Source organism: Mycobacterium gastri (assembly GCF_002102175.1).
In the GTDB taxonomy this organism is placed as follows: Bacteria; Actinomycetota; Actinomycetes; order Mycobacteriales; family Mycobacteriaceae; genus Mycobacterium; species Mycobacterium gastri.
Window position 1 is genome coordinate 44,064 of the sequence record NZ_LQOX01000115.1, and the last position, 20,270, is coordinate 64,333.

Genomic DNA, 20,270 nt, shown 5'->3' on the forward strand with positions numbered 1-20,270 from the left:
ATGCACGACGTCCTCAGACAGGAAGTCCGCAACGGCGTGGCCCTGCTGACCCTCAACCGACCCGACACACTCAACGCCTACACCCCTGAGATGGGCCGCCGGCTCGGCGAGGCCTACCACTACTGCGACAGCGACGACTCCGTGCGCGTCATCGTGGTGACCGGATCGGGATCGGCGTTCTGTGCAGGCGCCGACATGAGCGACGCCGATCCGTTCGACGCGCCTGCGCCCAGCGACTTCTCCGCGTCTCCGGTCCAGCCGGCGGCGTTCGAGGTTCGCAAGCCGGTGATCGCGGCCATGAACGGCCACGCCATCGGCATCGGGTTCACCCTTGCGCTTCAGGCCGACATCCGCATCGTCGCCGAGGAAGCCAAGTACGGAGTCGTCCAATCGCGGCGTGGTGTGATCGGTGACTGCATGTCGCATTGGACGCTTCTGCGTCTCGCCGGGCTGGCCAGCGCGGCAGACCTGTTGTTGACCGGCCGCACAGTGCGCGGTACCGAAGTCGCCAGAATGGGCATCGCCACTGCCGCCGTGCCGGGTACCGAAGTCCTCACGCATGCCTTGACGATCGCGGCGGACATCGTCGAGAACGTGGCGCCCATGTCCGCCGCGCTGTCCAAGCGGCTGCTGTGGGACACCGCGATCAATGGCTATGCGCCACGGCAGGTGGCCGAGTTGGAGACCCACCTTCATCGACGACTGATGGGACGTGATGACAGCAGGGAGGCGGTCGCGGCCTACCGGACAAAGCGCGCGCCGATGTGGACGGCGTCGGTTCCGGCTGACTGGCAGGATCTTCCCGACCGGAAGGTTGACGCGCCGATGAAGCGTCACTTTGCCGAACTCCTCGGCTTCCGGTATGGGCGATCCGACGAGCAGCAGGCCGTCGTGGAGGCCATGCCGACGGCAGAGCACTGCAATGAACGCGGAAGGGTCCACGGCGGATTCCTCGCGGCCCTTCTGGACGCGGCCACCGGACTGGCGGTCCATTCGGCACTCGGTGAACAGCTGACGGCTCCGCATTTCGACCTGACGATTCAGTACCTGCGCCCCGCGGTTCCCGGGACACTTCTGACGTGCGTAGCGCGCACCACGAAGGCCGGTCGCCGCGTCGTCGCTTCGGAGGCGGAGGTTTTCCAGGACGGCAAGATGGTCGCCCGGGCGATCGGCAGTCACGCCGTCGCGTAGTGGGCGGTGACGCATCGGCGCGGCCGGCCCTTGTGGGGTAGTCGGGCCGCGGCGTAACCAGGCGGTTTACCAGCCCTTTAAGGCTGTGGGCGGCGACGTTGTAGGCGCAGCCGTCGTCGCGGTTGTCGTCAAAATTGTCGTCAGCCGGACAGTGGCGGTTGGTGGATTCTGTCGCCGGACCCGCTAGTCCGAAACAGTTTTTGGTCCACCCAGTACGGCCTCGTAATCCCGGCCTCCATAGAAGACGCCGACGATCACCACGTCTCGGTCGAGCACAGCAAAGGCAACGACGACTCGTCGCCTAAAGCCGACCGTCCGCAGACCCGGCCTGATGTCGTCGCGGGCCTTCCCGCGATGCGGGAACATCGCCAACTCTTCGCAGAACGCCACGATCGCTTCCGTATACCGCGCCGCGACTTCCGGCGACCCGGCTGCGGCGACATAGCGATAAAGCTCGCGGATCTGTTCTTCGGCCTCCGGCGTAAAGACGACGCTGAACGTCACACGTTTCCGGCCTGCTCCTCGGCCAAGCGCGCGCGCACTGCCTGCGCTGAAACCGCCCGAGAAGGGTCAGCGACCACAGCGTCGTAGGCCGCTGCCACCTCCCCCTGAAGCCAGGATTCAATCGCTTGATCGCGGGCGAACAACGCGCGCAAACCTTCGCGGACAACCTCACTCTCGCTGGCGTATTCGCCTTTGCGGACCCGGTCACGCAATGCGTCGGCCATATCGTTGGGAAGCGTAATGCTCAGTTGACGCGTCGTTCGCACAGTCGACCTCCAAAGCCTCAATAGGACTAAATCCTACGCTCACCAGTCTGTAGCACCCTCCTGCTCTAGGTGCGGCAAGACTTGGGGCGGTTCAAGTTGCGCGCTCAAGTCCGCGCCTGCCCATCCGCCAATCGGGCGGGACAGCACTACGTCCCCATACCCGAATATGAGGACACCAGAATCGCTGGTTGTCATCAAAAATCGACCCAGCCGACCAACACAGCTAATTCGAAAAACCCGCCCCTATACAGGTAGAAACAGATCCGCTGGTGGAGCTAAGGGGACTCGAACCCCTGACCCCCACACTGCCAGGCGCCGGCAAGCGCCCTGACCAGGCGCGATAGCGGGTATTTCAGGTTCTGGATGCTGTCGTTAGCGGCGTAATTGTCGTCACGGTTGTCGTCAAAGTTGTCGTCAACCAACGCCCGGCCGCACTCGCCGGCAATCGGTCCTGGGCATGGACTCGCTCGCGTGGTCAACGAGCAATAATAGTCTCAGTGTTGCATGCAACATCCGTTTCATGCAACACTGACAACGTGAGCACATCGACGCGGAGAGCCCGCCAATACCGCGAGCGCATGCGCCTGCGGGGGTACCGCCCCGTCCAGGTGTGGGTGCCGGATGTCCGCTCAGCCGCGTTCGCCGCTGAAGCACGCCGTGAGGCGCGGGCACTCGCGGCGGCTGACCGACACAGCGACGACATGGAGTTCGTCGAGGCGATCTCCGCTCTCGGTTCGCTGGACGACGACGCGTGAATCGTGGCGAGCTGTGGACCGTCTCCGGCGGTGTCTACGCAGCAAAGCCGCGCCCGGCGATCATCGTCCAGGACGACCTGTTTTCGGAGACAGACTCGGTCGTCGTCATCCCGCTGACCACGACCGTCACCGACACACCCATATCCAGGGTCGCCGTCCCGAACGACGAGACGACGAAAATCATCGAGCCCAGCTTCGCGATGATCGACAAGATCACGACCGTGCGCCGGTCGAACCTTGGCGCGCGTATCGGTCGGGCGCCGTCAGCACTAATGGCGGACATCGAACGGTCTTTGATGGTGTTCCTCGGCCTGGCTCGCTAGCGGGCACACAGCCCGCGGGAAGCCATGTTTCCAAGGTCGAGTCGGTCCAGGCGACGATTCCGCCGGTTGTCGCCGAGGTTGTCGTCGAACGCCCGAAAGTCGGACGCTGAAACCGCATTGCCAGCGGTGGAGCTAAGGGGACTCGAACCCCTGACCCCCACACTGCCAGGAACGTGGAGGAGCCTTGACCAGCCACGATACGTGCATTTTGGTGCTTTAGTGGTGGTGGTTGAGGTAGCCACTGTCGTCACGGTTGTCGTCACAACTGTCGTCAATCCGGCGGAGCCCGCCCGGATGCTGCCGCCGTTGGCCACGCGTTGACGGCTACGGCCCTAGTGCCGAGATTGGCACGACATGAACCCCATCGGTTCGTTTTCCACCACCGCCGGTCGCAGTCACTACAACGAGAGCGGACGGGCTACCATGCTTCAAGGCATCGACGTTGGCAGCGAAATCCAGGAGGCCCTTCGCCGCCGTGTCGATGACGCTTTGATCGCCGGTCAGTTTCACCTCGAATGCGGCCCAACCGTCCGGTGTGTCGACGATCGCGTCGACTTCCTTACGACCGTGAGACTCGCGCCAGGAGTACACCGCGCCGCCGAGCGGCTGCGAATAGATGCGAACGTCGCGGACTGCCATCGCCTCGAAGTGGAATCCGGCGGCCTCAAGGTCGGCGAGCAGATCCCGCGATCCGACCTTGAGCGCGGCGGTGCCCAGCGACGGGTCGACGAAGTAACGGACCGGCGCCTCGCGTAGTTCGGTGCGCGAGCGCATGTGCGGCTTCCACGCCGGCGAGTTCTCGGTCAGCTTGAGACGGTCAAGCGCGTCGAGGTAAGAGTTCACGGTCTCCTTTGCCGGAGCCCGCTGATCGTCGCCGGCGATGTCTGCGCCGAGTGCCGTGACTTTGATCGCTGTCCCGACGGATCGCCCGAGCGATGCGAGTGCGCGGCGTAGTCGGTCCGGAGTGCGCTTGCCTGTGCCGAGTTCAGGAATGTCGATGTCGACGATCTGGGCAAGGTAGTCGGCAAGCCACCCCCGGGCAGTGCGCTCGGACTGATCGAGCAACGCCGGCCAGCCGCCGATGACGATCCGCTCCAGGAGGCCCGGAACGGTCATCGCGGTTCTCTTTGCTTTCTGGTCTTCGCCGCGTAGGAGAGCAGCCAGCGAAACCTCACCCGTCGAATGCCCGGATTCGAACAGGCTCATCGGCCGCATCCGGAGCGTGCCGATCCGACCCGCGCCTGAGTGCAATTCGCGCTCATACCTCGGAGTCGCCGATCCGGTCAGGATGTACAGGCCACGTCGGCGCAGATCATCGACATGCCGGCGCACCTGGTCCCATATCTCCGGGGCGCGCTGCCATTCATCGAAAAGGATGGGCGTCTCTTGGTCGAACAGCTCGTCCGGGTTGAGTCCCAGGAGCGCCCGCGCGTTCGGGTCGGTGTCGAAGCGGACTGAACTCTTGGCCTGGCGGAGTGCGGTTTCCGTCTTCCCGGAGCCCTTCGGCCCATCGATGAGTACAGCACCGATCAAGGTCAGCCGCTCGGACAGCTCGGCGTCGACGACGCGTGCGCGATAGTCGAACATGACAGCAGTCTACGTTTCCGACCACTCTTACTCGTCGTTTTCGACAGTCTGTACTCGCTGTTTTCGACAGACTGAATTCGCCCGTTCCGGCAACCGCGGACGCCAGGACCGGACCATGCCCCAATACCTGAATGTGGCGACACCCGAACCGCTCGTTGTCGTCAAAAATCGACCCAGACGCCCCCCAGCAGCTAACCTCGAACGCAGGAATAAAGCGCGGTCACCGCAGTATGCTCTGGTGAGCTAAGGGGACTCGAACCCCTGACCCCCACACTGCCAGGAACGAGCAGGCTCCGCGACCAGGCACTTCATGGCCAATTCGACTTGTAGATAATGTCGTTAGCGTGCGTGACTGTCGTCAGGGTTGTCGTCAAACTGTCGTCAGCGTGCGACTGCCGCGACAGGCCAGCAAAGGCCCATCGCCGGTATCCGTCTGCGTCAGTATCAACTCATCGCAAACGACGGCCGCCGTTCGTGTTTCGACCCATTACGGACCCAGCAGCGCCAGCGGGACCACGCCGATGCCGTCGGGGCGACGGTAGGCGTTAGGCCCAGTGTTGATGATGATCGCGTCGAGCAGGTCCCCGCGGAGGTGATCGGCCAGCCAGCGCAAGTGCGCGGTGTCTCGATCTTCGACGGTTGCGGCGAGTTTCACCTCGACAGCGAGAATTCTGCCGTCGTCGCGCACCACCACCAGATCTATTTCGTGGTCACCGTTGCGTGTCCGGAGGTGACCGATCGTGGCCTCGGCGGCCTGCGCGGCAACCCGTACGCAAAGCGTGACCAAGGATTCGAAGAGATGCCCGAGCATGCCACCAGTCTGCGGTCCGATCGGCCTCCCTTTACCGCTGAGAAGCGTATCCACGGACAAGCCGAGGAGACGCGCCGCCAACCCGGGATCGGCCAAGTGATGCTTGGGCGATTGGGCCAAGCGCGCCAACGGGTTTGCCGCGGGACCCCAAGCGGGCACCGGGTCAAGCAGCCATAGCTGAGTGAGCACATCTCGGTACGCGATGGTCGTTGAACGCGCCGGCTTGTCACTGACACCGGCGGTGGCCGCATCGAGCACTGCGGTGTAGCTGGCCGTTGTGGATGTGGCCGCCGCGTAGGCGCGCAACCACGCCAACATGGCATCAGGCTTACGAACGGCGAGCCCCTGCTCGGGCACGTCTCGATCAACGGCATTACGCAGGTACGAATCAAGCTGAAACTTCAATGCCCGGGCACCGAGAGACCGCATACCCGGGAAACCTGAGGCCACGATCTCATGCGTGTAATCGGCCAACCGGACCTTCGCCACCCCGTCGAGCGGGAGCCTTCTCCCAGTGAGCAATTCGCCAAGACTGACCGTCGGCGACGCGACCCCCCGCTCCGTCAGGGTCATGGGACGCATCCGCAGCCGCCCGATACGCCCCGCGCCGGAGTGGGCCGTCGCCCCGCGGCGGGGTGAAGCACTCCCGGCGAGCAGAAACTGGCCACCAGTCGGATCGTCATCGACAGCACGCCGTACGACATCCCACACCTCGGGAACCTGCTGCCACTCGTCGATAAGCAGTGGCCGCGGCCGAGTCAACAGAAGACCCGGGTCGGCGTGCACCGCCTCACGGCTGGGCTTTGCATCGAGTCTTAGCAGGCCGACCACTCGCTGCTCGGCTGTCGTCGTCTTCCCCACTGCCTTCGGGCCGTCGATGGCGATCGCCGGTACTTGCCCGAACAACTCGTCCAGTTCGTCGTCGATGATGCGTCGGGCGTACCGCATAGGGCAATCATACAATTAGCAGGCACTGAATCAGTCAGATAGCATGAACTGAATCAGTCAATTAGCACTGCCGCCGCTCAACCGCACACCCGAAGATCGTTGGCCCGGCTCAACGATGTGCTCTTCCGCCTCCGACGTGAAGATAACGCTGAGCGTCCCCGTTTCCGGCCGGGCCGTACGGCGCCATGTCCAATACCCCAGTGTGGGGGCACCCTAGATCAACCGTTGTCATCAATGAGGCCACAGTTGTCGTCAAGATTCGAGTGGTCCGAGTAAAACAGCAAACGCGGAAACTAGCCCGGACCGAGGTCCAGGCTGGTTTGCTGTTTGTGGAGCTAAGGGGACTCGAACCCCTGACCCCCACACTGCCAGTGTGGTGCGCTACCAGCTGCGCCATAGCCCCGAGATGTCGTGCCCATCGAAGCTACACCACCGCCGGGAACCGTTCAAAGTCCCAGGCCACGACACCTACCCGATAACCTGATTGACGACCTCCCGCGCGGTCTTCTGCACTTCGGCCAGATGCTCGGGCCCGCGGAACGACTCCGCGTAGATCTTGTAGACATCTTCGGTGCCGGACGGTCGCGCGGCAAACCACGCGCTGGCAGTCGTCACCTTGAGGCCACCCAGCGGCGCGTGGTTTCCCGGGGCGTCGGTCAGCTTGGCGGTAATCGGCTCGCCCGCCAACTCGGTGGCGGTCACCTGGTCAGCCGACAGCTTGGCCAGGCGCGCTTTCTGCTCCCGATCGGCGGGCACGTCGACCCGGGCGTACGTCGGCGCACCATACTCGGACGTCAACGCCTGGTGCCGCTGCGATGGCGTGGCGCCGGTAACGGCCAGGATCTCGGCGGCCAGCAAAGCCATGATGATGCCGTCCTTGTCGGTGGTCCACACCGAGCCGTCCCGGCGCAGAAACGACGCCCCGGCCGACTCCTCACCACCGAACCCGATGGTGCCGCCGATCAAGCCGTCGACGAACCATTTGAAGCCCACCGGCACCTCGACCAGTCGGCGGCCCAGCCCGGCGACCACCCGGTCGATGATCGACGAGCTGACCGCGGTCTTGCCGACGGCGATGCCCGCCGGCCAGGTCGGCCGGTGGGTGTAGAGATAGTCGATCGCCACGGCCAGGTAATGGTTCGGGTTCAGCAACCCCTCGTCGGGGGTGACGATGCCGTGCCGGTCGGCGTCGGCGTCGTTACCGGTGGCGATCTGGTAGCGGTCCCGGTTGGCGGACATCTTTCGGAGGAGCCCTGCCATCGCATCCGGGGAGCTGCAGTCCATCCGGATCTTGCCGTCGTGGTCCAGCGTCATGAACCGCCACGTCGCATCGACCAGCGGATTGACCACGGTCAAGTCCAGGCCATGACGCTGCGCGATCTCGGCCCAGTAGTCCACGCTGGCCCCGCCGAGCGGGTCGGCGCCGATGCGGACTCCGGCCTCGCGGATCGCGGCGATGTCGACCACGTTGGGCAAGTCGTCGACATAGTTGCCCAGGTAGTCGTGGCGCTGGGCGGTGCGCAGCGCCCGCGTCACCGGCACCCGTTGCACCGCCGAGACGCCGGCACGCAGAATCTCGTTGGCGCGCTTGGCTATTGCGCTGGTAGCTGCCGTGTCGGCCGGCCCGCCATGGGGCGGGTTGTACTTGAAGCCGCCGTCGGGCGGCGGGTTGTGCGACGGCGTCACGACGATGCCGTCGGCCAGCGCCGTAGTGCGGCCCCGGTTGTAGGTCACGATGGCGTGACTGATGGCCGGAGTCGGCGTGTAGCGGTCGCGGCTGTCCACCACCGCTAGCACGTCGTTGGCAGCGAGCACCTCCAGGGCCGACACCCAGGCCGGTTCGGAAAGTCCGTGCGTGTCACGGCCGATGAACAGCGGCCCGGTGGTGCCTTGCTGCGCGCGGTACTCCACGATGGCCTGGGTGATCGCCAGAATGTGGGCCTCGTTGAAGGCGCCGTCAAGCGCCGAGCCGCGGTGTCCGGAGGTGCCGAACACCACCTGCTGTGCGACGTCGTGGGAATCGGGTTGGATCGAGTAGTACGCCGTCACCAGGTGCGGCAGATCGACGAGGTCTTCGGACTGGGCCGGCTGTCCGGCTCGCGGGTGGGCCACCATGGCACCAATTCTGCCCATTGGCACCTTCCCCGCCGTCGGTCAGGCTCTACGCTGCGAAGCGCACCCTTGGCACACCGGAAGGACTCGACCAGTGGCACGCCATGACTACCGGGAGTTGGCCGCGATCTTCGCCGGCGGAGCGCTGGGCGCGCTGGCACGTGCGGCGCTGGCCACCCTCGCGGTCCCCGACCCGGCCCGGTGGCCATGGCCGACGTTCACCGTCAACATCGTCGGCGCTTTCCTGGTGGGCTACTTCACCACCCGGCTGCTGGAGCGGCTGCCGTTGTCGAGTTATCGGCGCCCGCTGCTGGGCACCGGATTATGCGGTGGCCTCACCACTTTCTCGACCATGCAGGTGGAGACGGTCAGGATGCTCGAACACGGCCATTGGGTGCTGGCCGCCGCCTACACCGTCGTCAGCATCGTGCTCGGGCTGCTGGCAGTGCAGCTGGCCACGGTCTTGGTGCGCCGGGTGCGGGTGCGCGGATGATCTCGGTTGCCGTCTGGCTGGGCGTCATGGTCATCGGCGGGATCGGGTCGGTGTTGCGTTTCCTGGTCGATCGCGCCGTCGCGCGCCGGACGGCGCGGGCATTTCCCTACGGCACGCTGGCGGTGAACCTCAGCGGCGCCGCGCTGCTGGGGTTCCTCGGCGGCTTGACGTTACCCAAAGACGTTGCGCTGCTGGCGGGCGCGGCGTTCGTCGGGGCCTACACCACCTTCTCCACCTGGATGCTGGAAACCCAGCGGCTGGGCGAGGACCGCCAGCTTCGTGCGGCATTGGCCAATATCACCGTCAGCGTCATACTCGGACTGGCGGCGGCGCTGCTAGGCCAATGGATCGCGGAGCAGATATGAGTGAGCAAAGCCTGAAGTTGACGGCTTACTTCGGCGAGCGGCAACGCGCAGTCGACACCAAACGGTTTCTGGCCGACGCGATGCTGGATCTGTTCGGCCAAAACGGCGTCGCGACCAGCGTTTTGATGCGCGGTACCACGGGCTTCGGGCCCGAGCACGAGCTGCGCTGCGACCGGACGCTGAGTTTGTCCGAGGATCCTCCGGTCACCATTGTCGCCGTCGACGTCGCGTCGAAGATCCGCGGTCTGGTCGACGATGTCACGGCGATGACCGACCGCGGATTGGTGACGTTGGAACGCGCCCGACTGGTCACCCGACACAGCGGCGCCGAGGCGCTGGGCGAGATGGAAAGCCGAAACGGGGATGCCGCCAAGCTCACCGTCTACGTCGGCCGTCAGGTGCGAGTCGGTGGGACCGCCGCCAGCTACGCCGTCTGCGAACTACTGTATCGGCACGGATTCGCCGGTGCCACAGTGCTTCTCGGTGTCGACGGCACGGCATACGGCGAACGTTTCCGGGCGCGCTTCTTCGGCCGCAACGTCAATGTTCCGTTGATGATTATCGCTATCGGTTCGGTTCCGCAGGTGTCGGCCGCCGCCACCGACCTCGCCGGCCTACTGCCCAACCCACTGCTGACCATCGAACGGGTACGGCTGTGCAAACGCGACGGCGAGCTGTTGGCCCGCCCCCAACAGCTGCCGCCGACCGACAACCAGGGACGAAACCTGTGGCAGAAGCTGATGGTGCACACCGCCGAGGCGACCCATCACGAGGGCCTGCCGATCCACCGCGCGCTGGTGTACCGACTGATGCAGTCGCAGACAACCCGGGGCGCGACTGCCCTGCGTGGTGTCTGGGGTTTCCATGGCGCTCATAAACCGCACGGGGACAAGCTTTTTCAGCTTGCCCGTAAAGTACCGGTGATCACCATCATCGTCGATACGCCGGAGGCTATTGCGCGCAGCTTCGATATCGTCGACGAGCTGACTACCCGCCACGGGCTGGTCACCAGCGAGATGGTCCCGGCAGCGGTGTCCTTGACAGGATCGCCGGGATCGCCTAGAGCGGCTGAAACGCCGCTGGCACAGTACAACTACTGACGTTCGTTCGTCATTGCTTCCGGAGCGCAGGCACATCGTCGAGGGTGCGCGGCAGCACGTAGAGCGCTACCCGCCGATTCGCCAGTTCGTGTTCGCCGAGGAAGAAGCAGCCACCGCTCTCACAGAAGTGCCGTATCCCTTTGCTACGGTAGTCCGGGTCGAAAATGATCCGGCGACACTGTGGTTCGGCATTGAGCACGCTGGCCACGAAGTGCGGCAGCAGGAGCTGGGCGACGCCCAGAGTGATGATGTTCGGATCTGCGGTGGCGGCGTGGATGCCCAGATCATAGGGATCGGCCTCGTACAGAGTCGAGATCAAATCCTTTGCAGCCCAGTATAATTCGAGGTAGCCGTGATATCGGCCGTCCAGACTGCCGACGAACGGCCGCGAGTAGTTGCCGTCGAGCTGGGCCCGCAGATACCGCTGCCATCGCGACGCCGGCCACACGCATTCCCACGCTCTGGCCAAGTGCGGCCTGCTCATCCACTCGGCGATCATCTCCGCGTCGGTATCCGGATCGGCCAGCCGGAATGCGTACGGCGAAGGCACCGCCGGCGTGGGCGGCGGCGGGACGTTACGGACCTCGTCGGTGAGATCGGTCAGTTGGCGCGGGAAAAGCGCGTCGGCTTCGCTCATGTCAACCCGCAAGCCTACCTACCGCACCCGTTGCCGACAGCCATTTGTCGGCCAGCGCCGAAACCCAGCCGGCTACCGCGCCGGCATCCGCCGGCGGTGCCTGGACCAGCACCAGCTCGCCGACGCCCAGTTCGGCCAGAGCCTCGACGTCGCCGACCCGGGGGCTGCGCAGCGCCACCGCAAGTGACAGCTCACCAGGGTCGCGACCCGACTCGGCACACAGCTGCTCGAGCCTGCCGACCCGTTCGCGCACCTCGTTCACGCCGTCGAGGTTGAACCCGTACCAGCCGTCCGCCCATGCCGCGACTCGTCTCATCGCCGCATCGCTATTGCCCCCGACCACGATCGGGATGCGGCGCTCACGAGCAGGCTTGGGGTTGACCCGAACGCAGTCGAATGCGACGAAGTCTCCGCCGAACGACGCGACATCGTCGCGCCATAACGTGCGCATCGCGGCGACGTATTCGGCGGTGCGCGCCGCGCGGCGCTCGAACGGCACCCCGAGCGCTTCGAACTCCTCTCGCAACCACCCGACGCCGACACCAAGCACCAGTCGGCCGCCGCTCAGCCGATCCAGGCTCGCCGCCTGCTTGGCCACCACGACCGGGTTGTGTTCGGGCAGCAGCAACACACCGGTAGCGACCGCTATCCGCGACGACGCGGCGGCGGCGAACGCCAACGCGATCATCGGGTCCAGCCAATCCGCCTGGGCCGGAACCGCGATGACGCCGTCGTCGGAGTAGGGATACCGGGACGCGGGCCGGTCCACCATCACGACGTGTTCGCCGGCCCACAGGGTGGCGAAACCGGCGTTGTCCGCCGCGGATGCGACGGCGTCGATCACCGTCCGGTCAGCGCCGGATCCGATCCCCAGCGCATGCAATCCGAGCCGCATCCGACGATCGTCTCATGCGGGTCAGCGACTCTTGAGCAGCTTCGCCAGGACAGCCGCGTGACTGCCGTCGATTTCGCGCGTGGCGGTGACCAGAGTGATGGGCCCGCTCTCGGCGAGCTTCCGCAGTTCGGCCAGCGCCGGGCTGCCGGCCAGTTCCGCTTCGTAGCGCGCCTCGAATTCGTCGAACCGCTCCCGCCGGTGGTGGTACCACTCACGCAGTTCCTTCGACGGGGCGACGCCCTTGCACCAGATACCCGCCCGCGGGTCGTCTTTGCGGATTCCCCGCGGCCAGATGCCGTCGACCAGGATGCGCTGTCCGTCGTCGGGACCGGGCTCCTCATAGATCCGCGTCACTCGGATCTGGCGCTTGGCGACCATGGCGTCAGTGATAGAGCAGATTGGTGTGCTGGCTGCAGTAGCTGTTGACGGCAGCGAGCACGGTGGACTTCGCCTCCTGCTGGGTGAAGTTGCCGGGGCCGCCGACGAGTCTGTTGACCGTCGCCTGGTACGTCTGCGGGGTGGGGCTCTGGTCGAGCATGGCGCAGGTGGTGTGGGCCTCGGCGATCATCGTCTGCAGCGAGACCCGGCCCTGGTAGTTGACCCCGTTCTCGGAGAGCCACTTGGTGTAGTAGGAATCCTCGGTGCTCAGCGGATCGGCTTGGGCTTCCGGGCTGGTCAGCAGAGCCAGGCCCACCAGCGATACCGCGAGCATTTGTGCAGGCCTCATGATCCGCCTCCCGATGAGCGTCCTCAGCACCGAAGCAAGCAGGGCCAACGCTACGCCGGAACTTCCCGGTTGAGGGCAGCTGCGGCGTCTCGATGTCGATCACGTTCGGGGTGAACGCCAGTCGGGCAAGCGATACCGGTCCGGGGCCCCACCGCGGATACCGCCGATCACGGTCAGCGATGTCGAGGTCCGCATCGCGCTCGCTCGGCACGCCGCCTAGTAGTGGTAGGTGTCCGTCGGGGCGGGCATGTGAACCCGCTCGTCCTCGAACTCCGAGACTTCGATGCCGTAGGCGCGGGCCAGGTCGAGGATCTTGGTGGCCCGCGCAATGCGCGGCAGGTCGGAGCCGTTGCGGATCTCTCCGCCGTCGCGCTGGAACTCGGCGAAAAACTCTTTGGCCCAGCCGATTTCGTCTTGCGAAGGAGACAATCCCTCGTTTACCACGGCGCATTGTTCGGGCGACAGGCAGATCTTGCCGGTCATGCCGAATTCGACGGAGACCGCGGTGGCCTCGATGAGCTTGAGCGGGTTGGTGCCGATGGTCGGCCCGTCGATGGCACTGGGCAGGTTGGCGGCCTTGGCGGCGATGGTGAACCGTGACCGGGCGTAGGCCAGGGTGGTCGGCTCTTCGCCGAAACCGGTGTCGCGGCGGAAATCGCCGATGCCGAAGGCCAGCCGGAAGGTGCCTTTCGCCGCGGCGATCTCGGTGATGCGCTCCAGGCCCCGGGCCGTTTCGACCAGCGCCACGATCGGCACGTTCGGCAGTCGCAGCGCGGTCTCGGTGACATGGTCCACCGATTCGACCATCGCCAGCATCACGCCGCCGATCGATGTACCGGCCAGCGCAGCTATGTCGTCCGCCCACCACGGGGTGCCGAAGCCGTTGATGCGAACCCAGTCGCCGTTTCCGGCGCTGAGCCACCGCACCACATTGTCACGGGCGGTCGGCTTGTCTTTGGGCGCAACGGCATCCTCGATGTCGAGGACGACGATGTCGGCACGAGAGTGCGCCGCGGCCTGGAAACGCTCGGCGTGCGCGCCGTTGACCAACAGCCAGCTTCGCGCGAGCACCGGATCGATGCGTGAACCGATGTCATCGGGATCCGAAGCGGCGCCGTCGACCTGGTCATACATTGCGTGTTCAGTGGTCATCATCATTTCCGTGGGTATGTAGCGCGGTTCCCTAAACCGTAACCTCATCGCGAAACGGGCGGTCCGGCCGACCCGCCTCAGCGGCGCGAACGGCGAAGTTCGTGGCCGGCGGTCAGCCGGAACAGCGCGCGGTCCAGGGTCGGCAAGATCTCGGTGATGGCGATTTCGCCGGCGGTGAATCGGGCCACCAGACCGTAGGCCAGGTTGGACACGATCGGCGGCAGGTCCGCGACGAGGTCGGGGTCGGCCTCGCCGAGCACGGCCATCGCGGCGGGCACGACGGCGTCGACACCCCGGCTCACCAGCCGCTGACCACCGGGAGCAGACCGGGCACGGTAATAGGCCCGCAGCATGTCCGGGTGACGCTCCCAGGGTTCGAAAATCGTCCGGAACACGCGCATCAGGCCGTCGTAGATGGATTCGCCCGGGCCGGGTGTCTGCGCCGCCAAGCCGGCGTAGCGGTTCTCGTCCATCCAGCGCTCGAGCGCCGCCAGGATCAGCGCGTCTCGGGTCGGATAACGCTTGTAGATGGTGGCCAGCGACGTCCGCGCACGCCGGGCCACCTCCCGCAGCTGGACGGCGTCGTAGCCCCCGGTCTCCAGGATGTCGACGACCACTTCCAGGATGGGATCGGGAATCCGATCGTGCGGGCGCTCCGGGTCGCCGGTCACCACTTCAGCGCTAACCAACTTTCACCCTTGCTCTCGCTCAGTAACATCGTTACCCTACCGGGTGTAACACCGTTACTCAACGAGGAGCAGCGATGGCCGGCCGAGTCGACGGCAAGGTCGCGTTCATCACCGGCGCGGCCCGCGGCCAGGGCCGCAGTCACGCCGTGCGGCTGGCGCAGGAAGGCGCCGACATCATCGCGGTCGACATCTGCCAACCGATCGAGAACTCGGCGGCACCACCCGCGACACCCGAAGACCTCGCGGAGACGGCCGACCTCGTCAAGGCTCTGGACCGGCGTATCGTCACCGCCGAAGTCGACGTCCGCGATTACGACTCGCTCAAGGCCGCCGTCGACGGCGGGGTCGAGCAACTCGGCCGGCTGGACATCGTCGTCGCCAACGCCGGCATCGGCACCGTGGGAGTCCGGCTGGACCGCATGGACGAGGACTTGTGGCGGCAAATGATCGACATCAACCTCAGCGGCGTTTGGAAGTCGGTGAAAGCCGCAGTGCGCCATCTAGATTCGGGCGCATCGATCGTCTTGACCAGTTCGGTCGCCGGGCTCAAGGCATACCCTCATACCGGACACTACGTGGCGGCCAAACACGGGGTCGTCGGGCTGATGCGGTCCTTCGCCGTCGAGCTGGGTCCGCGCAACATCCGCGTCAACTCGGTACACCCGACACACGTGAACACGCCATTGTTGATCAACGACAACACTTTTCGGCTGTTTCGGCCCGATCTGGAAAATCCGGGCCTCGACGATTTTGCCCCGATCTGCCAGACCTTCCACGTCCTGCCGATCCCGTGGGTCACCGCCGAGGACATCAGCAACGCGGTCCTCTTCCTGGCCTCTGACGAATCGCGCTACATCACCGGCATTGCGCTTCCCATCGACGCCGGCAGCTGCCTTAAGTAAAGGACCAGCACATGAGAACCAAGCTCTACTACGACCCCTACGACGTCAACATCGCCGCCGACCCCTACCCCACCTACGCCCGCCTGCGCGACGAAGCGCCGATCTATTACAACGAGCGCCACAACTTCTGGGCACTGTCGCGACATGCCGACGTCGAGAAGGCGCTGGCGGATTGGGAGACGTTCTCCAACAGCCGCAGCGACATCCTCGAGCTGATCCAATCCAGGTTCGACATGCCCGCCGGCGTGATGATGTTCGAGGACCCGCCCGCACACACCAGGTTGCGCGGGGTCATGTCGCGGGTCTTCACGCCCCGCCGGATGGCCGCGCTCGAAGACCAGATCCGGGCGTACTGCGTGCGTTGCCTGGATCCGCTGGTCGGCTCCGACGGCTTCGACATCATCGCCGAGCTCGCCTCGATGATGCCGATGCGCGTCATCGGCATGCTGCTGGGCATCCCCGAAGGCGACCAGATCAGCGTGCGGGACGCCAACGACGCCAACCTGCGAACCAAACCCGGTACGCCGATGAAGGTGGCCGATCGCGACGCGATCGCCGACGGCCGCATCTACGCCGACTACGTCGACTGGCGCGCCGAGAACCCCTCCGACGACCTGATGACCGCGCTGCTCAACGTCGAATTCGAAGACGAAAACGGCGTCACCAGAAAGCTCACCCGCAACGAGGTGCTGCACTACACCCAAGTCGTCGCCGGGGCCGGCAACGAAACCACCGGACGGCTGATCGGCTGGCTGGCCAAGGTGCTCGCCGAGCATCCCGACCAGCGCCGCGAAGTCGCGCGGGACCGTTCGCTATTGACGCGCACGGTCGACGAGACGTTGCGCTACGAGCCCACCGGACCCCATGTCGCGCGCTATACCCTGCGCGAGTTCGAGTGTTACGGCACCACGGTGCCCGCCCACAGCGCCGTACTGCTGCTCTTCGGGGCCGCCAACCGAGACCCGTTGCGCTACCGGGATCCCGACACGTTCGACATCCACCGCGACAACATCTCGCACCTCACCTTCGGCAAAGGCGTGCACTACTGCCTCGGCGCGAACCTGGCACGGCTGGAGGGCAGGGTCGCCCTCGACGAATTGCTCAACCGGTGGCCCGAATGGGACATCGACTACCGCAGCCTCAAGCTCGCACCGACCTCCACCGTTCGCGGCTGGGAGCGACTGCGGATCGTCCTACCCTGAGCCCGCCTGAGCCGGGTCTGGGGCAACCGCATGAACCCCGGCCCGCGATGGTGTTGGATGGCGGAGTGGCAGGCATCAGTCGCAGCCGGACCATAACGGCCGAGCCGCAGGCGATTTGGGACATCCTGGCCGACTTCGGCGCCCTGAGTTCGTGGGCCGGCGGGGTCGACCATTCGTGTGTGTTGAACCACGGCCCGGGCGGCGGGCCGGTGGGCACCACCCGCCGGGTGCAGGTGGGCAGCAACGCGCTGGTGGAACGCATCACTGAGTTCGAGCCACCTACGACGCTGGCCTACGACATCGAGGGCCTGCCGCCGCGGTTACGCAAGGTCGCCAACTGCTGGACGCTGCGGCCCAGCGGCCCGAGGGGCGCCGCCACGGTGGTGAGCTTGACCAGCACGGTCGAGGTCGGCGACGGCAAGCCGGCGCGGATGGCGGAATGGGTCGCGCTGCGCGTCCTGGCCAAACAGTCCGAGGCGATGCTCGCCGGGCTGGCACACCGATTGGAGAACACCCATGTCTGATCGCCCCGACATCGTCATCGTGATGACCGACGAGGAGCGCGCGGTACCGCCCTACGAGTCGGCCGACGTCCTGGCCTGGCGGCAGCGCACCCTGACCGGGCGCCGCTGGTTCGACGAGCACGGGGTGAGTTTCACGCGGCACTACACCGGCTCGCTGGCCTGTGTGCCGAGCCGGCCGACGATGTTCACCGGTCACTACCCCGACCTGCACGGGGTCACCCAGACCGACGGCATCGGCAAACGATTCGACGACTCACGGCTGCGCTGGCTACGCACCGGCGAGGTGCCCACCCTGGGCAACTGGTTCCGCGCGGCCGGTTACGACACCCACTACGACGGCAAGTGGCACATCTCGCACGCCGACCTGCACGACCCGGCGACGGGTGGATCATTGGCCACCAACGATGACGACGGCGTCGTCGACCCGGCCGCGGTGCAGCGCTACCTCGACGCCGACCCGCTGGGCCCTTACGGTTTCTCCGGCTGGGTTGGCCCCGAGCCGCACGGGGCCGGCATGTCCGATTGCGGTCTGCGCCGCGACCCGCTGATCGCCGATCGGGTGGTCGCCTGGCTCAACGACCGCTACGCGCGGCGGCGCGCCGGTGACGCCGCGGCGCTGCGCCCGTTCCTGCTGGTGGCCAGCTTCGTCAACCCGCACGACATCGTGCTGTTCCCGGCGTGGGTGCGACGCAATCCGCTCAAGCCGTCCCCGCTAGATCCGCCGCCGGTGCCCCCCGCGCCCACCGCCGACGAAGATCTGCGGCCAAAGCCGGCCGCCCAGATCGCGTTCCGGGAGGCCTATTACTCCGGTTACGGTCCGGCGCGGGTGGTCAAACGCAACTACGGACGCAACGCGCAGCGCTACCGCGACCTCTACTACCGGCTGCACGCCGAGGTCGACGGGCCGATCGACCGAGTGCGCCGAGCAGTCACCGAGGGCGGCTCGGACAACGCCGTTCTGGTGCGCACCGCCGATCACGGCGACCTGCTGGGCGCTCACGGCGGACTGCACCAGAAGTGGTTCAACTTGTACGACGAGGCCACTCGGGTGCCGTTCGTCATCGCCCGCCTCGGCGCCAACGCGACCACGGCGCGCACCGTTTCGGCGCCGACATCGCACGTCGACCTGCTGCCCACGCTGCTCGGCGCGGCGGGCGTCGACGTCGACGTCGCGGCCGCGCAACTCGCCGAGTCGTTCACCGAAGTACACCCGCTGCCCGGCCGCAACCTGATGCCGGTGGTCGACGGGGGACCCGCTGACGAGTCCCGGGCCGTGTACGTGATGACGCGTGACAACGTGCTCGAAGGCGACACCGGCGCGTCGGCGTTTGCCCGGCAACTGGGCCGAACCGTGAATCCGCCCGCGCCGCTGCGGATCAAGGTGCCCGCGCACGTGGCCTCCAACTTCGAGGGGCTGGTGGTGCGCGTCGACGACTCCGACGCCGTGGGTGGTGCCGGGCATCTGTGGAAGTTGGTGCGCACCTTCGACGACCCGGCCACCTGGACCGAACCGGGCGTGCGTCACCTGGCCGGCAACGGCATCGGCGGCGAGGCGTACCGCACCGACCCGGTCGACGACCAGTGGGAGCTCTACGACCTGACCACCGACCCCATCGAGGCCGACAACCGATGGACCGACCCCGACCTGCACAGGCTGCGCCAACATCTGCGGATGCAGCTCAAGCAGCAACGGGCGGTGTCGGTGCCCGAGCGCAATCAGCCGTGGCCGTATGCCAAGCGTCAGCCGCCGGCCGACCCGTCCGGCGGCGTGGTACGTCGAGTGCTGGGGCGCGTCGCGTGCCGGCGCGCATAGGCCGCTGTGGAGTAGACCAGATGTACGCAGACCGGCTCGTCGTCTTCGGTCACGTAGTCATTCGAGTGCACCCACGCTCCCCGTAGGTCGGGGCTTAGCAGCACCCAGACTTCTCGGGTCGCGCGCACCCGGTCGATGAAGCGCTGATAGTTCGCCGCAAGGTCGGCGGTCAGGTGGAGAGCCACGCCCGACTCTAACCGCCGCAGCGCCCAGTGGCACGAGCTGCCGCGCTCGCGGCGGCCGTCGTGGTCGGCGTCATCATGGTCATCGTCGGGCTGTGACAGCGGCCGTGACCGCCGATCACGCCAGCTGGCCGAGCTCGGTCGCGAGCTTGTCCAGGTATCGAAGCGTCCGGTCGTAGGGCTCGGTGGGCAGGTCCAGCAAGACGCGCTCGACCCCCAGCGGCCGGTATCCCTCGAGATCCGTTGCCGTCGCGTCGCCCCAGTGGCAGACGGTTACCGGTACGTCGCTGCCGGCCAGGGCGCGCAGTCGCTCGAGTGGACGCGACAGTTGCTCCGGTGATGGGCTGATCGCGATCCATCCGGCTTTCAGCTCGGCGATCCGGGTGAAGCTAGCCGGCCCACCGCCGATATAGAGCGGCGGGCAGGGCTTGGTCACCGGCTTCGGCCAGCAGTAGATCGGGTCGAAATCGACGTATTTCCCGTGGAATTCGGCTTGCTCCTGCGTCCAGATCTCGATCATGGCGCGCAGCCGCTCGTCGGTCACGCGTCCGCGAACCGCGGGATCGACACCGTGGTTGGCCACTTCTTCGCGCAGCCAGCCCACGCCGACGCCGAACCGAAACCGGCCCTGCGACACCAGGTCCAGCGAGGCAACCTCTTTGGCCGTCAGGATCGGATCGCGCTCCGGGACCAGCGCGATGCCAGTACCCAACACCAGCGTCTCGGTGGCAACCGCCGCCGCCGCCAACGCCACGAACGGATCCAATGTCCGGTAGTACTTGTGCGGAATGGGCCCACCGGCCGGGTAGGGGCTGCGCGTGTCGACCGGGATATGGGTGTGTTCGGCGAGAAACAGCGACTCGAATCCGCGCTGTTCCAGGGCCGTCCCCAGCTGCGCCGGGCCAATGCCCTCGTCGGTAACAAACGTCAAGACACCGAAGCGCATGCTTGCTCCTATCGTCTTATACGCGATGGCCTTCGGCCGGTGGGCGAAGCGATGCGGCCACCGGCCGAGCGTAGTACCGATGTCCGGGCGCGACCAGCGACAGCCTCGGGCGCCGCGCGTGCGGGTGGCCGGCGCGGATGAGGTAC

General features: G+C 66.2%; 22 protein-coding genes, 1 tRNA gene and 1 pseudogene. 11 read left to right on the forward strand and 13 right to left on the reverse strand.

What is annotated here, in order from left to right:
• Nucleotides 1-807, forward strand: a pseudogene (locus AWC07_RS15065) (enoyl-CoA hydratase/isomerase family protein); the annotation flags it as partial.
• 18 nt (nt 808-825) lie between these two features.
• Nucleotides 826-1,191 carry a PaaI family thioesterase gene (locus AWC07_RS28800; protein ID WP_244187597.1) on the forward strand — a complete coding sequence of 122 codons (366 nt, stop codon included), beginning with the start codon at nt 826-828 and terminating at the stop codon, nt 1,189-1,191.
• A 183-nt stretch (nt 1,192-1,374) separates the two neighbouring features.
• On the opposite strand, the gene AWC07_RS15070 is transcribed toward AWC07_RS28800, so the two are convergent.
• Nucleotides 1,375-1,695 carry a type II toxin-antitoxin system RelE/ParE family toxin gene (locus AWC07_RS15070; protein WP_036416384.1) on the reverse strand — a complete coding sequence of 107 codons (321 nt, stop codon included), beginning with the start codon at nt 1,693-1,695 and terminating at the stop codon, nt 1,375-1,377.
• Nucleotides 1,692-1,919, reverse strand: a complete 228-nt coding sequence (locus tag AWC07_RS15075) for a ribbon-helix-helix domain-containing protein (protein ID WP_244187594.1) — start codon at nt 1,917-1,919, stop codon at nt 1,692-1,694. Before AWC07_RS15075 ends, AWC07_RS15070 begins: the two co-directional genes overlap by 4 nt.
• A 578-nt stretch (nt 1,920-2,497) precedes the next feature.
• Here AWC07_RS15075 and AWC07_RS15080 point away from each other — a divergent pair.
• Entirely contained in the window at nt 2,498-2,716 is a 219-nt protein-coding gene (locus AWC07_RS15080; RefSeq protein ID WP_036416298.1) for an antitoxin MazE-like protein, read from the forward strand.
• Complete coding sequence (locus tag AWC07_RS15085) at nt 2,713-3,039, forward strand: type II toxin-antitoxin system PemK/MazF family toxin (protein ID WP_036416300.1); 327 nt, start codon at nt 2,713-2,715, stop codon at nt 3,037-3,039. Before AWC07_RS15080 ends, AWC07_RS15085 begins: the two co-directional genes overlap by 4 nt.
• 324 nt (nt 3,040-3,363) lie before the next feature.
• Here AWC07_RS15085 and AWC07_RS15090 read toward each other — a convergent pair whose 3' ends face one another.
• The 4 genes from AWC07_RS15090 to pgm all read right to left on the reverse strand — a co-directional run bounded on the left by AWC07_RS15090 (nt 3,364) and on the right by pgm (nt 8,500).
• The gene (locus tag AWC07_RS15090) at nt 3,364-4,626 is read right to left on the reverse strand and encodes an ATP-binding protein (RefSeq protein WP_036416302.1); all 1,263 of its coding nucleotides are present in this window, start codon (nt 4,624-4,626) and stop codon (nt 3,364-3,366) included.
• 487 nt (nt 4,627-5,113) lie between these two features.
• Nucleotides 5,114-6,385 (reverse strand): ATP-binding protein, encoded by a 1,272-nt coding sequence (locus tag AWC07_RS15095; protein ID WP_036416303.1) that lies wholly within the window; start codon nt 6,383-6,385, stop codon nt 5,114-5,116.
• Between the two features lie 330 nt (nt 6,386-6,715).
• Nucleotides 6,716-6,788 (reverse strand) — tRNA-Ala (locus AWC07_RS15100).
• A gap of 65 nt (nt 6,789-6,853) precedes the next feature.
• Nucleotides 6,854-8,500, reverse strand: coding sequence for a phosphoglucomutase (alpha-D-glucose-1,6-bisphosphate-dependent) (gene pgm / locus AWC07_RS15105; RefSeq protein WP_036416318.1), 1,647 nt, complete (start codon nt 8,498-8,500; stop codon nt 6,854-6,856).
• Nucleotides 8,501-8,591: 91 nt separating this feature from the next.
• Here pgm and crcB (AWC07_RS15110) point away from each other — a divergent pair, with 91 nt between their 5' ends.
• The 3 genes from crcB (AWC07_RS15110) to AWC07_RS15120 are packed head-to-tail and all read left to right on the forward strand — an operon-like array spanning nt 8,592 to nt 10,455.
• Entirely contained in the window at nt 8,592-8,990 is a 399-nt protein-coding gene (crcB, locus tag AWC07_RS15110; RefSeq protein ID WP_036416304.1) for a fluoride efflux transporter CrcB, read from the forward strand.
• The gene (gene crcB / locus AWC07_RS15115; protein ID WP_036416305.1) at nt 8,987-9,355 is read left to right on the forward strand and encodes a fluoride efflux transporter CrcB; all 369 of its coding nucleotides are present in this window, start codon (nt 8,987-8,989) and stop codon (nt 9,353-9,355) included. The genes crcB (AWC07_RS15110) and crcB (AWC07_RS15115) overlap by 4 nt, the downstream gene beginning before the upstream one ends.
• A complete protein-coding gene (locus AWC07_RS15120) occupies nt 9,352-10,455 on the forward strand; it encodes a DUF190 domain-containing protein (protein ID WP_036416306.1) in 1,104 nt (367 codons plus the stop codon). Before crcB (AWC07_RS15115) ends, AWC07_RS15120 begins: the two co-directional genes overlap by 4 nt.
• 10 nt (nt 10,456-10,465) lie before the next feature.
• On the opposite strand, the gene AWC07_RS15125 is transcribed toward AWC07_RS15120, so the two are convergent.
• From AWC07_RS15125 to AWC07_RS15150, 6 genes are all read right to left on the reverse strand, one after another.
• A complete protein-coding gene (locus tag AWC07_RS15125) occupies nt 10,466-11,092 on the reverse strand; it encodes a GNAT family N-acetyltransferase (RefSeq protein ID WP_036416307.1) in 627 nt (208 codons plus the stop codon).
• Nucleotide 11,093: 1 nt separating this feature from the next.
• Entirely contained in the window at nt 11,094-11,987 is an 894-nt protein-coding gene (locus AWC07_RS15130) for an LLM class F420-dependent oxidoreductase (protein WP_036416308.1), read from the reverse strand.
• A gap of 21 nt (nt 11,988-12,008) precedes the next feature.
• Nucleotides 12,009-12,365, reverse strand: a complete 357-nt coding sequence (locus AWC07_RS15135; RefSeq protein ID WP_036416310.1) for a DUF488 domain-containing protein — start codon at nt 12,363-12,365, stop codon at nt 12,009-12,011.
• A 4-nt stretch (nt 12,366-12,369) separates the two neighbouring features.
• Entirely contained in the window at nt 12,370-12,714 is a 345-nt protein-coding gene (locus AWC07_RS15140; RefSeq protein ID WP_084293632.1) for a DUF732 domain-containing protein, read from the reverse strand.
• Nucleotides 12,715-12,930: 216 nt separating this feature from the next.
• Entirely contained in the window at nt 12,931-13,848 is a 918-nt protein-coding gene (locus AWC07_RS15145) for an HpcH/HpaI aldolase/citrate lyase family protein (RefSeq protein ID WP_036416319.1), read from the reverse strand.
• 95 nt (nt 13,849-13,943) lie between these two features.
• Nucleotides 13,944-14,555, reverse strand: coding sequence for a TetR/AcrR family transcriptional regulator (locus AWC07_RS15150; RefSeq protein ID WP_425271251.1), 612 nt, complete (start codon nt 14,553-14,555; stop codon nt 13,944-13,946).
• 74 nt (nt 14,556-14,629) lie between these two features.
• Between AWC07_RS15150 and AWC07_RS15155 the strand changes: the two genes are divergently transcribed.
• From AWC07_RS15155 to AWC07_RS15170, 4 genes are read left to right on the forward strand one after another with little or no spacing between them, the layout of a single operon-like run.
• The gene (locus AWC07_RS15155) at nt 14,630-15,457 is read left to right on the forward strand and encodes a mycofactocin-coupled SDR family oxidoreductase (protein WP_085105128.1); all 828 of its coding nucleotides are present in this window, start codon (nt 14,630-14,632) and stop codon (nt 15,455-15,457) included.
• Between the two features lie 11 nt (nt 15,458-15,468).
• A complete protein-coding gene (locus AWC07_RS15160; RefSeq protein WP_036416980.1) occupies nt 15,469-16,659 on the forward strand; it encodes a cytochrome P450 in 1,191 nt (396 codons plus the stop codon).
• 47 nt (nt 16,660-16,706) lie between these two features.
• Nucleotides 16,707-17,183, forward strand: coding sequence for an SRPBCC family protein (locus tag AWC07_RS15165; RefSeq protein WP_051508150.1), 477 nt, complete (start codon nt 16,707-16,709; stop codon nt 17,181-17,183).
• Entirely contained in the window at nt 17,176-18,996 is a 1,821-nt protein-coding gene (locus tag AWC07_RS15170; protein WP_036416978.1) for a sulfatase-like hydrolase/transferase, read from the forward strand. Before AWC07_RS15165 ends, AWC07_RS15170 begins: the two co-directional genes overlap by 8 nt.
• A 300-nt stretch (nt 18,997-19,296) precedes the next feature.
• On the opposite strand, the gene AWC07_RS15180 is transcribed toward AWC07_RS15170, so the two are convergent.
• On the reverse strand, nt 19,297-20,124 hold the full coding sequence (locus AWC07_RS15180) for an LLM class F420-dependent oxidoreductase (protein ID WP_036416974.1): 828 nt from the start codon (nt 20,122-20,124) through the stop codon (nt 19,297-19,299).
• Between the last annotated feature and the right edge of the window lie 146 nt (nt 20,125-20,270).

What these genes read in the sequence shown, in the direction of transcription:
- AWC07_RS28800 (WP_244187597.1), top strand. Translation starts at nt 826, where the DNA reads ATGAAGCGTCACTTTGCCGAACTCCTCGGCTTCCGGTATGGGCGATCC.
- AWC07_RS15075 (WP_244187594.1), bottom strand. Translation starts at nt 1,919, where the DNA reads ATGGCCGACGCATTGCGTGACCGGGTCCGCAAAGGCGAATACGCCAGC.
- AWC07_RS15090 (WP_036416302.1), bottom strand. Translation starts at nt 4,626, where the DNA reads ATGTTCGACTATCGCGCACGCGTCGTCGACGCCGAGCTGTCCGAGCGG.
- AWC07_RS15095 (WP_036416303.1), bottom strand. Translation starts at nt 6,385, where the DNA reads ATGCGGTACGCCCGACGCATCATCGACGACGAACTGGACGAGTTGTTC.
- pgm (WP_036416318.1), bottom strand. Translation starts at nt 8,500, where the DNA reads ATGGTGGCCCACCCGCGAGCCGGACAGCCGGCCCAGTCCGAAGACCTC.
- crcB (WP_036416305.1), top strand. Translation starts at nt 8,987, where the DNA reads ATGATCTCGGTTGCCGTCTGGCTGGGCGTCATGGTCATCGGCGGGATC.
- AWC07_RS15120 (WP_036416306.1), top strand. Translation starts at nt 9,352, where the DNA reads ATGAGTGAGCAAAGCCTGAAGTTGACGGCTTACTTCGGCGAGCGGCAA.
- AWC07_RS15125 (WP_036416307.1), bottom strand. Translation starts at nt 11,092, where the DNA reads ATGAGCGAAGCCGACGCGCTTTTCCCGCGCCAACTGACCGATCTCACC.
- AWC07_RS15130 (WP_036416308.1), bottom strand. Translation starts at nt 11,987, where the DNA reads ATGCGGCTCGGATTGCATGCGCTGGGGATCGGATCCGGCGCTGACCGG.
- AWC07_RS15135 (WP_036416310.1), bottom strand. Translation starts at nt 12,365, where the DNA reads ATGGTCGCCAAGCGCCAGATCCGAGTGACGCGGATCTATGAGGAGCCC.
- AWC07_RS15140 (WP_084293632.1), bottom strand. Translation starts at nt 12,714, where the DNA reads ATGAGGCCTGCACAAATGCTCGCGGTATCGCTGGTGGGCCTGGCTCTG.
- AWC07_RS15145 (WP_036416319.1), bottom strand. Translation starts at nt 13,848, where the DNA reads ATGTATGACCAGGTCGACGGCGCCGCTTCGGATCCCGATGACATCGGT.
- AWC07_RS15155 (WP_085105128.1), top strand. Translation starts at nt 14,630, where the DNA reads ATGGCCGGCCGAGTCGACGGCAAGGTCGCGTTCATCACCGGCGCGGCC.
- AWC07_RS15160 (WP_036416980.1), top strand. Translation starts at nt 15,469, where the DNA reads ATGAGAACCAAGCTCTACTACGACCCCTACGACGTCAACATCGCCGCC.
- AWC07_RS15165 (WP_051508150.1), top strand. Translation starts at nt 16,707, where the DNA reads ATGGTGTTGGATGGCGGAGTGGCAGGCATCAGTCGCAGCCGGACCATA.
- AWC07_RS15170 (WP_036416978.1), top strand. Translation starts at nt 17,176, where the DNA reads ATGTCTGATCGCCCCGACATCGTCATCGTGATGACCGACGAGGAGCGC.
- AWC07_RS15180 (WP_036416974.1), bottom strand. Translation starts at nt 20,124, where the DNA reads ATGCGCTTCGGTGTCTTGACGTTTGTTACCGACGAGGGCATTGGCCCG.